The sequence below is a fragment of the Acidiphilium sp. AL genome (assembly GCF_025499445.1).
GTDB classification, from domain to species: Bacteria; Pseudomonadota; Alphaproteobacteria; order Acetobacterales; family Acetobacteraceae; genus Acidiphilium; species Acidiphilium iwatense.
On record NZ_JAIMBZ010000012.1, the window covers coordinates 78,286 to 85,505 of the forward strand.

The 7,220-nt window shown below is 64.8% G+C and carries 7 protein-coding genes and 1 pseudogene; 5 read left to right on the forward strand and 3 right to left on the reverse strand.

What is annotated here, in order from left to right; all coding sequences use genetic code 11:
- Positions 1–53: 53 nt before the first annotated feature.
- The 3 genes from AiwAL_RS09620 (at position 54) to AiwAL_RS09630 (ending at position 2,806) form a co-directional block, all read left to right on the forward strand.
- A complete protein-coding gene (locus AiwAL_RS09620; RefSeq protein WP_262312603.1) occupies positions 54–917 on the forward strand; it encodes a PAAR domain-containing protein in 864 nt (287 codons plus the stop codon).
- A gap of 5 nt (positions 918–922) precedes the next feature.
- The gene (locus AiwAL_RS09625) at positions 923–1,906 is read left to right on the forward strand and encodes a hypothetical protein (protein ID WP_235704196.1); all 984 of its coding nucleotides are present in this window, start codon (positions 923–925) and stop codon (positions 1,904–1,906) included.
- Between the two features lie 93 nt (positions 1,907–1,999).
- The gene (locus AiwAL_RS09630; RefSeq protein WP_235704195.1) at positions 2,000–2,806 is read left to right on the forward strand and encodes a phytanoyl-CoA dioxygenase family protein; all 807 of its coding nucleotides are present in this window, start codon (positions 2,000–2,002) and stop codon (positions 2,804–2,806) included.
- Between the two features lie 15 nt (positions 2,807–2,821).
- Here the strand turns inward: AiwAL_RS09630 and der are convergent, their stop codons facing one another.
- The 3 genes from der to AiwAL_RS09645 are packed head-to-tail and all read right to left on the reverse strand — an operon-like array spanning position 2,822 to position 6,197.
- Positions 2,822–4,177, reverse strand: coding sequence for a ribosome biogenesis GTPase Der (der, locus tag AiwAL_RS09635; RefSeq protein ID WP_235704194.1), 1,356 nt, complete (start codon positions 4,175–4,177; stop codon positions 2,822–2,824).
- Complete coding sequence (locus AiwAL_RS09640) at positions 4,174–5,517, reverse strand: PQQ-binding-like beta-propeller repeat protein (RefSeq protein ID WP_235704193.1); 1,344 nt, start codon at positions 5,515–5,517, stop codon at positions 4,174–4,176. Before AiwAL_RS09640 ends, der begins: the two co-directional genes overlap by 4 nt.
- 11 nt (positions 5,518–5,528) lie before the next feature.
- Complete coding sequence (locus AiwAL_RS09645) at positions 5,529–6,197, reverse strand: tetratricopeptide repeat protein (protein WP_262312605.1); 669 nt, start codon at positions 6,195–6,197, stop codon at positions 5,529–5,531.
- 141 nt (positions 6,198–6,338) lie between these two features.
- Here AiwAL_RS09645 and AiwAL_RS09650 point away from each other — a divergent pair, with 141 nt between their 5' ends.
- A complete protein-coding gene (locus tag AiwAL_RS09650) occupies positions 6,339–6,710 on the forward strand; it encodes a hypothetical protein (RefSeq protein ID WP_262312606.1) in 372 nt (123 codons plus the stop codon).
- A 200-nt stretch (positions 6,711–6,910) separates the two neighbouring features.
- Positions 6,911–7,081, forward strand: a pseudogene (locus AiwAL_RS09655) (ISNCY family transposase); the annotation flags it as partial.
- Positions 7,082–7,220 lie beyond the last annotated feature (139 nt).

Here is a 7,220-nt window from a genome sequence, read left to right on the forward strand (position 1 = left end):
CGACCACCTGATTGCGGTCTTGCCAGGACCGCTTGGTCGGGCAAGATTGCCTCATGGCTGGAGAAAAGCCCGCGGCGCGGATCACCGACATGCACACCTGCCCAGCCAGCGACGGGCCGGTGCCTCATGTCGGCGGCCCGATCGTCAAGGGCGCGCCGAATGTGCTGATCGGCGGGCTGCCGGCGGCAAGGGTTTCCGACCTGGTGACCTGCGTGGGGCCGCCCGATACCATCGTGATGGGCTCGCCGACGGTGCTGATCGGCGGAATGCCGGCGGCGCGGATGGGCGACCAGACCGCCCATGGCGGGGTGATCGTCGGCGGAATGCCGACCGTACTGATCGGCATGGGTGGCGCGGCCGGTGGAACGGGTGGTACCAATGCGGGCGCGCCAACGATCACCCTGGTATCGGACACGACCACGCCCCAGAGCCCGCCCCTGACCCGCGAGCAGGTCTACCGGCACCTACAAGACCATACCACCAGCGCCGCCGGGAAAATCGATCGGGGGCCGGATAAGGACGTGTACACCGATCGACAGTTGCGTGCGATCAAGAAAGACCCGAACGCGCGAGCGCGGTTCCGAGGCACTCAGATCGACAAGGAGGCACGTGACCAAGTTAGAAAAGATGACGCTTTAAACAAGCGAATCACGGGGAAATCCAATCGTGGCCCAGATTTCATCGACAAGGATACGGGCGACCAGTACGACATGACCACCCAGGGCCAACTCCAGGCGCACCGGCTGAAATACGGTGATGACCTGATGCATCTGGATACCAGCGGCAAAACGATCGACCCGCAGCCGCCAATGCCTCCGCCGAAAATTGCTCCCGCCTCATCTCAAGGTCCGCCGGACACCCCGATCATGCCCGAGGAACCCGAAGTACCAATCATCGACGATTTTCTGATACCGTAAGCATTATGACCGAACTTTCCGCATCCCGCCCGCCGAAGCGCCATACCGCCAAGCAATTCACCGAATGGCGCGAGCGCTGGGCCGGGATCGATCCCGACGAGGCGCTGCGGACCCAACCCTTCGGCAGGACCGAGGACGGGCTGTTCGATCTGCGGGGACTGCGGCTCTGCCCTCCAGATGCGCGGCGCAAGAAATCGTTGAACCATGCCGTGTTCAAATCGTGCGATTTCACCGCAGGGTCACTTGCTGAAACGGTCGCTGAGCACAGTGTCTTTCAGGATTGCGTCTTTGATTATGCCGATATGAACGATTTCGGGGATTACGGCTGCACCTTCATCAATTGCCGGTTCTATCGCTGTGAGTGGCAGGTTGGGGCCATTGGTTTTGATTATAACACCAGCAAGAAGGACGAATATCAATCACGCTATATTAATTGCCACTTTGAAAACATAAAGCTTGCCAAGACAAGCATCGGCGATCCGCAGTTTGTTAACTGCGTCTTCGTGTTCAAGAAGCTGAGCGGGGTGGATTTTGGATGCAGCGGCTTCGTGAACTGCCGGTTCGAAGGAGCTTTCCAGGACCTCACATTCCGGGGAAAATATTCAGACGAGAAAGATACCGCCCGCAAGGGCGTGCCGGAACTCGCCGGTTTCACCGAGGTCAGCTTCGAGAAGGCTGCCCTGCAATGGATCGATGTCCGGGCGGAGTTTCCGTTCCGCTCGGTCAGGATGCCTGCGGACGGCAGCGCCTTCATCGCCGACATGCCGAAACTGTGCCAAGAACAGCAGGTAATCGCCGGTCAGCTCTCCGATCAACGGTCACAGGAAATTCTTGCCAATTACCTTGATGTTGGCTGCCTACGTATCGACACTCAGCCACAGGACATCATTTCACGCTACGACCTGTTCGAGTGCTGTGAAAAAGGCGAAGAAGCGTTGGTTGGCCCAATCTACGACCTGCTCAAGCAGAGTTACGAGATCTCCACCTGAACCGGGATCAAGTAAACACAGGACGTTTCTGATTTGTTCATATCTGGCGTACGTAAAATGCTTTCATGTCTTAAGCGATCAGGAGCGAGACCGATGAGCACAGCGACATTGCCGACCCAGGACCAGATCGACAGCTTCCAGAGAGATGGCGTCGTGCTGGTGAGGGGATTGTTCGGGGATTGGGTCGAGACGATCCGCGCCGGCATCGAGCGCAACATGAGCGAGCCGGGGCCGTACGCCGCCGAGAACCTTAAAGCGGGCGAAAGCGGCAGGTTTTTCGACGATTATTGCAACTGGACCCGGATTCCCGAGTTCGAGGCGGCGATCCGCGAATCGCCGGCGGCCGAGGTGGCGGCCCGGCTGATGGGATCGCGGACCGTGCAGATCTTTCACGACCACGTTCTCGTGAAAGAACCCGGCACGTCGAAGCCGACGCCGTGGCATCAGGATAGCCCGTATTACTTCGTCGAGGGCGAGCAGACCGTCAGTTTCTGGTCGCCGATGGACCCGGTTGGGGAAGCTTCGCTGCGATGCGTCGCGGGTTCGCATAAATGGGCAAAGCCGGTCTTGCCGACGCGCTGGCTGTCCGAGGAGAATTTCTACCCCGATGAAGGTGCCTATATGCCTGTTCCCGACCCCGATGCGGAGCCGGGGAAATACCGCGTGCTGGAATGGGAGATGCAGCCGGGCGATGCCGTGGCATTCAGCTTCAAAACCCTCCATGGCGCGCGGGGCAACGATGCCACGACGCGGCGGCGCGCGTTTTCGCTCCGGCTTCTGGGCGATGACGCGCGCTACGTGACCCGGCCCGGCCGCACATCGCCGCCGTTTCCCGGGCACGGCATGGCGGACGGGCAGAGGCTGCGCGAGGACTGGTTTCCGACGATCTATCGCGCCTGACCGCGTGCGCCTGGATCAGTCCTCGGCGTAAGGGTTTTTGGTGCCGCGAAGGGAGAGGCGGATCGGGGTGCCGGGCAGATCGAACTGGTCGCGCAGGCTGTTCACCAGATAGCGCTGATAGGTCTCCGGCGTCGCTTCGGCGCGGGTGCCGAACAGGGCGAAGCTGGGCGGCCGGGCCTTGACCTGGGTGATGTAGCGCAACTTGAGCCGGCGGCCGTCCACCAGGGGCGGCGGGAAGCGTTCCAGCGCGCCCTCGAACCAGCGGTTCAGCGCGCCGGTGGAGACGCGCTTGTTCCAGATTGCATCGGCCTCGCGCACGGCGGGCAGCAGCTTTGCCATGCCTTCGCCGGTTTCGGCGGAAAGCGGCACGGTGACGATGCCCTTCATTTGCGCGAGCGACGAGTCCAGCCGGTCCTTGATTGCGCGACGGGTCTTGTCGCGATCTTCGACCAGATCCCATTTGGTCAGGGCGATGACGCAGCCGCGGCCTTCGCGTTCGACGAGCCGCGCGATATGCAGATCCTGGTCGTGGATGCCTTCATGCGCGTCGATCGCGAGGATCACCGTGTCGGCGAATTTCAGCGCCTCGATGGCCGAGGAGGTCGAGAGTTTTTCGAGACCGGGTTCGACGCGCGCGCGGCGGCGCAGGCCGGCGGTGTCGAACAGGCGGTAGCGCGTGCCCTTGGCGTCGGTGAGTTCGGCGGCGATGGCGTCTCGGGTCAGACCGGGTTCGGGGCCGGTGATCGTGCGCTCCTCGCCGAGTAGGCGGTTGAGCAGGGTCGATTTGCCCGCGTTGGGCCGGCCGATGATGGCGAGATGGAGCGGGCGGGCGCCCTCGCTTTCCGTATCGCCGGACGCTTCGGGCAAGGTTTCGACGATCTGGTCGATGAGGTCGGACACGCCTTCGTTATGTTCGGCGGAAATCGCGACCGGTTCGCCGAGGCCGAGTGCGTAGGCTTCGAGGGCGGCCGCACCACCGCCTTTGCCCTCGGCCTTGTTGGCGACGACGATGACCGGCTTGTTCGCACGGCGCAGCCAGGCGGCGAAGTGTCGGTCCTCGGGCAGCAGGCCGGCGCGCGAATCGATCATGAACAGCACGAGATCGGCCTGTTCGACGGCGGTGCCGGTGGAGGCGCGCATCCGGCCCGGCAGGCTGGCGGGCGGCGCTTCCTCGAGCCCGGCGGTGTCGATGAGCTGCACCCGGCGGCCGGCGAGATCGCCCCAGGCTTCCTTGCGGTCGCGCGTCACCCCCGGCTCGTCGGCGACCAGAGCGATCCGCTTTCCCGCGAGACGGTTGAACAGGGTCGATTTGCCGACATTCGGCCGCCCGCAGATGGCGATGCGCGGCGGGCGGGATTCAGGGACGGTCATCGATACGCGGTCAGCACCGCATTGCGGGTGAGGACCAGAAGATTGCCGCCCGCGGCGATCGGCGCCATGTCCGCGACACCGTTGAGCCCGAGCGCGCGGTCGGGCGGGGTGAGCAGAACGCCGGTTCGCGCGTCGACCACGATCATCCGGCGATCCGAGCCGGTCAGGATCAGCCCGTTGCCGGCCAGCAGCGGGCCGTGCCAGGAAATCGGGCCGGAATCGGTCTTCGGGTTGCGCCAGGCGGGCAGGGCGGTAACCCAGGCGGTATAACCTTCCTGCATATGGATCGCGGCGAGGCGCTGATCGTCGGTGAGCAGGAACAGCCAGTCGCCGGCGATCGCGGGGGTTTCGGCGCCGCCCGCGCCGTGCCCCCAGATGCGCCGGCCGGAGCGCAGGTCGAACGCAACGGTCGAGCCGGCGAGGCCGGTTGCGACCACCAGATTGCCGCCGATCACCGGGTTGGCGACGATGCTCGATACGTTGAGCGGGTTGGTCACGTCGTAGCCGGCGGCGAGGCTCTGTTCCCAGAGAGCCGAGCCGGTGGTCGCGTTGATCCCGGCGAGCAGGCCGGTGCCGAAGCCGGCCACCACGACGCCCTGGTCGTAGGCGGGCGCGCCCGCGCCGAACATCGAGTTGGAGGAAGAACCGGTGGGGAAGCGCCAGGCGAAATCGCCGGTTTTGGCGTCCAGCGCGGTCAGGGTGTTGTCGAGCAGGACGATGTAGATCTGCCCGCCGCCGATGGCGGGGGCGGAGCGTGCCGGTTGATCGAGCTTCTTCATCCAGTGCGCCGCGCCGGTTGCGGGATCGAGCGCGCGCAGTTCGGCGAATCCGGTGGCCACGTAGAGTATCCCGCCGTCGATCGCGAGGCCGCCGCCGAAGGCGAAGCTGGTATTGTGCCTGGGCCGCATTTTCTGGCGCCAGAGATGCCGCCCGGTTTCCAGGGCGACCGCATCGACGAAGCCGTTGGCGTCCATGGTGAAGACGCGCCCATTGGCGACGACCGGCTGGGTGTGCAGCGAGCGGCGATAGGTGCCGCCGGCGCCGATGCCGGTTCGCCATGCCTGCGCCAGCCGCGCGGGGAGCGAGACGGAGCCGGGGTTGTGCCGCGCATTGGCGCCTGCCTGCGTCCATGCGTTGAGCGCGGCTGATGGCGGAAGCCGCACCGGCGGGGCGGCGGGGTTCGCGACCAGAGGTTGGTGCGGCGGAAGCACCGGGATTTTCACGCCGGGCACGGGTTTCTTGGTCGAGCCCTCGAACAGGCTGCACCCCGAGAGCAATCCGGCGGAAAGCAGCATCGCGCTGCGCCGGCCGAGTTTGGTCATCGCGCGTGATTCAGTCATGTTGTGCTCGATTATCCGTTCAGTTTGGCGATGAGGCCTTCGGCCAGATTGCGCAGATTGGCCGGGGCGGCCGGATCGGCGGAAACGCGATCGAGCAGCGATTTCGCTTCGGCATTCTTGCCCGCCTGCATGTCGAGCACCGCTGCGTTCACCTGGGCGAGATCGTGCCACGGGTTCGACGGTGCCATCAGCGGCTTGAGCCGGGCCATCACCGTGGCATCGGGAGTGACGCCCATGGCGTGCTGCGCCCAGAGCAGATTGGCGAGGCCGCGCAGTATCGGCCCGGCGCCGCTGGCGGACGCGCCGAGCCGGTTCCACAGCGCCTCGGCGGATTGGGCATCGCCGGCGGCATTATAAAGCGCGGCGGCGCGGAAGCGCGCGAGGGTCGCGTAGCCGGCCGGTGCCTTGGCCGCGAAATCGACCAGCGCCTTCGCGTCCTTGATCTCGCCGGCCTTGGCGAGGCCTGGGCCGGCCTGGGCGATCCGGTCGGTCAGGGCCATGTATTGAGTGGCGGCGCGGACGTTCTGGCGATGCTGATACCATTGCCAGGTCTTCCATCCGCCGATGCCGATCAGCACCAGCACCGCGGCGGCGACGAACGCGCCGGCATAGCGGGCAAGGAATTTCCGGGTGCGCTCGGCACGCAGATCGTCGGCGACTTCGTCGAAAATATCGGGCACGCGCGGTTTCGCTCCAATACGCGCGCAGGGTTGGCGGGGCTGCGCGCAAAGTCGTTCAAGGTAAGGCGGGCGGACCATAGCGGCGCGCGGGGCATAGGGCAACGTAACCCGATTTTCATTTTTTCAAGGCATTAAAAGGCGATGCATCGCTTGCTCGTTTTCCTGTGCCTGATTCCGCTCGCCGGCTGCGGCCTGGGCGCCGGCGCCGAGGCGGGAATCGGCGTCGCCGCCAACGTGCTGGCGATCACCACGATTCATCGGACCGTGCCCGATGCGGTGATCTCGCTGGTGACCGGTAGGGATTGCTCGATGGTGCGGCTCGACCGGGGCAAGAGCTATTGTCGGCATCCGCACCCGCTGCCACCGCCGCCGCCCTATTGCACGCGCACGATCGGACAGGTGACCTGCTGGGCCGATCCGGCGATGCTGCCGGATCACGCACCGCAGGTGGCCGAGGGGCCGGACGTGCTGAGTTCGGCGCAGATCGCCAATCGGGATCGGCGGTGGCCGTAGCCGGTCAAAACTGGATTCAGGCGCTTGGACATGTGCATATCACCGAATAGAGATGTCACCGGCCTCACCGTTTGGAATGTCACAAGCCTTCCCTTCGGTTCAGGCGCTGAGGGTGACGGCGGATGACGGTGATTACGATGAGCCGCAAGGAGCTCTCTCGGCTGCAGGTTCTGGTCGGCTTGGCGGACGGTCTCCCGCGCGTCGATGACGCCACCAGCCGCCTGATGCACCTCAACTTCGTCGCCAGCGAGAGTGCGTTCGCCTATTTCCAGGCCGCGCGCGCGTAACTTGAGGATCATGGCAAGCCGATCGCGCTCTACAACGACAAGCACTCGGTATTTCGCACCAACAAGCCGGAGGCGGCCGAAGGTGTGAACCGCGCCGGGAATCCTGGAGGCCATTTTGTTTGACTCAGGCGACCATAGCCAGCTCGTTCAGTTGTTCATAGTAGCGCGCCTCGGCCTCGGCGGGTGGGATGTTGCCGATCGGCTCGAGGAGACGCCGGTGGTT

Coding starts and splice junctions, on each gene's coding strand:
- AiwAL_RS09630 (WP_235704195.1), top strand. CDS start 2,000: ATGAGCACAGCGACATTGCCGACCCAGGACCAGATCGACAGCTTCCAG.
- der (WP_235704194.1), bottom strand. CDS start 4,177: ATGACCGTCCCTGAATCCCGCCCGCCGCGCATCGCCATCTGCGGGCGG.
- AiwAL_RS09620 (WP_262312603.1), top strand. CDS start 54: ATGGCTGGAGAAAAGCCCGCGGCGCGGATCACCGACATGCACACCTGC.
- AiwAL_RS09625 (WP_235704196.1), top strand. CDS start 923: ATGACCGAACTTTCCGCATCCCGCCCGCCGAAGCGCCATACCGCCAAG.
- AiwAL_RS09650 (WP_262312606.1), top strand. CDS start 6,339: ATGCATCGCTTGCTCGTTTTCCTGTGCCTGATTCCGCTCGCCGGCTGC.
- AiwAL_RS09640 (WP_235704193.1), bottom strand. CDS start 5,517: ATGACTGAATCACGCGCGATGACCAAACTCGGCCGGCGCAGCGCGATG.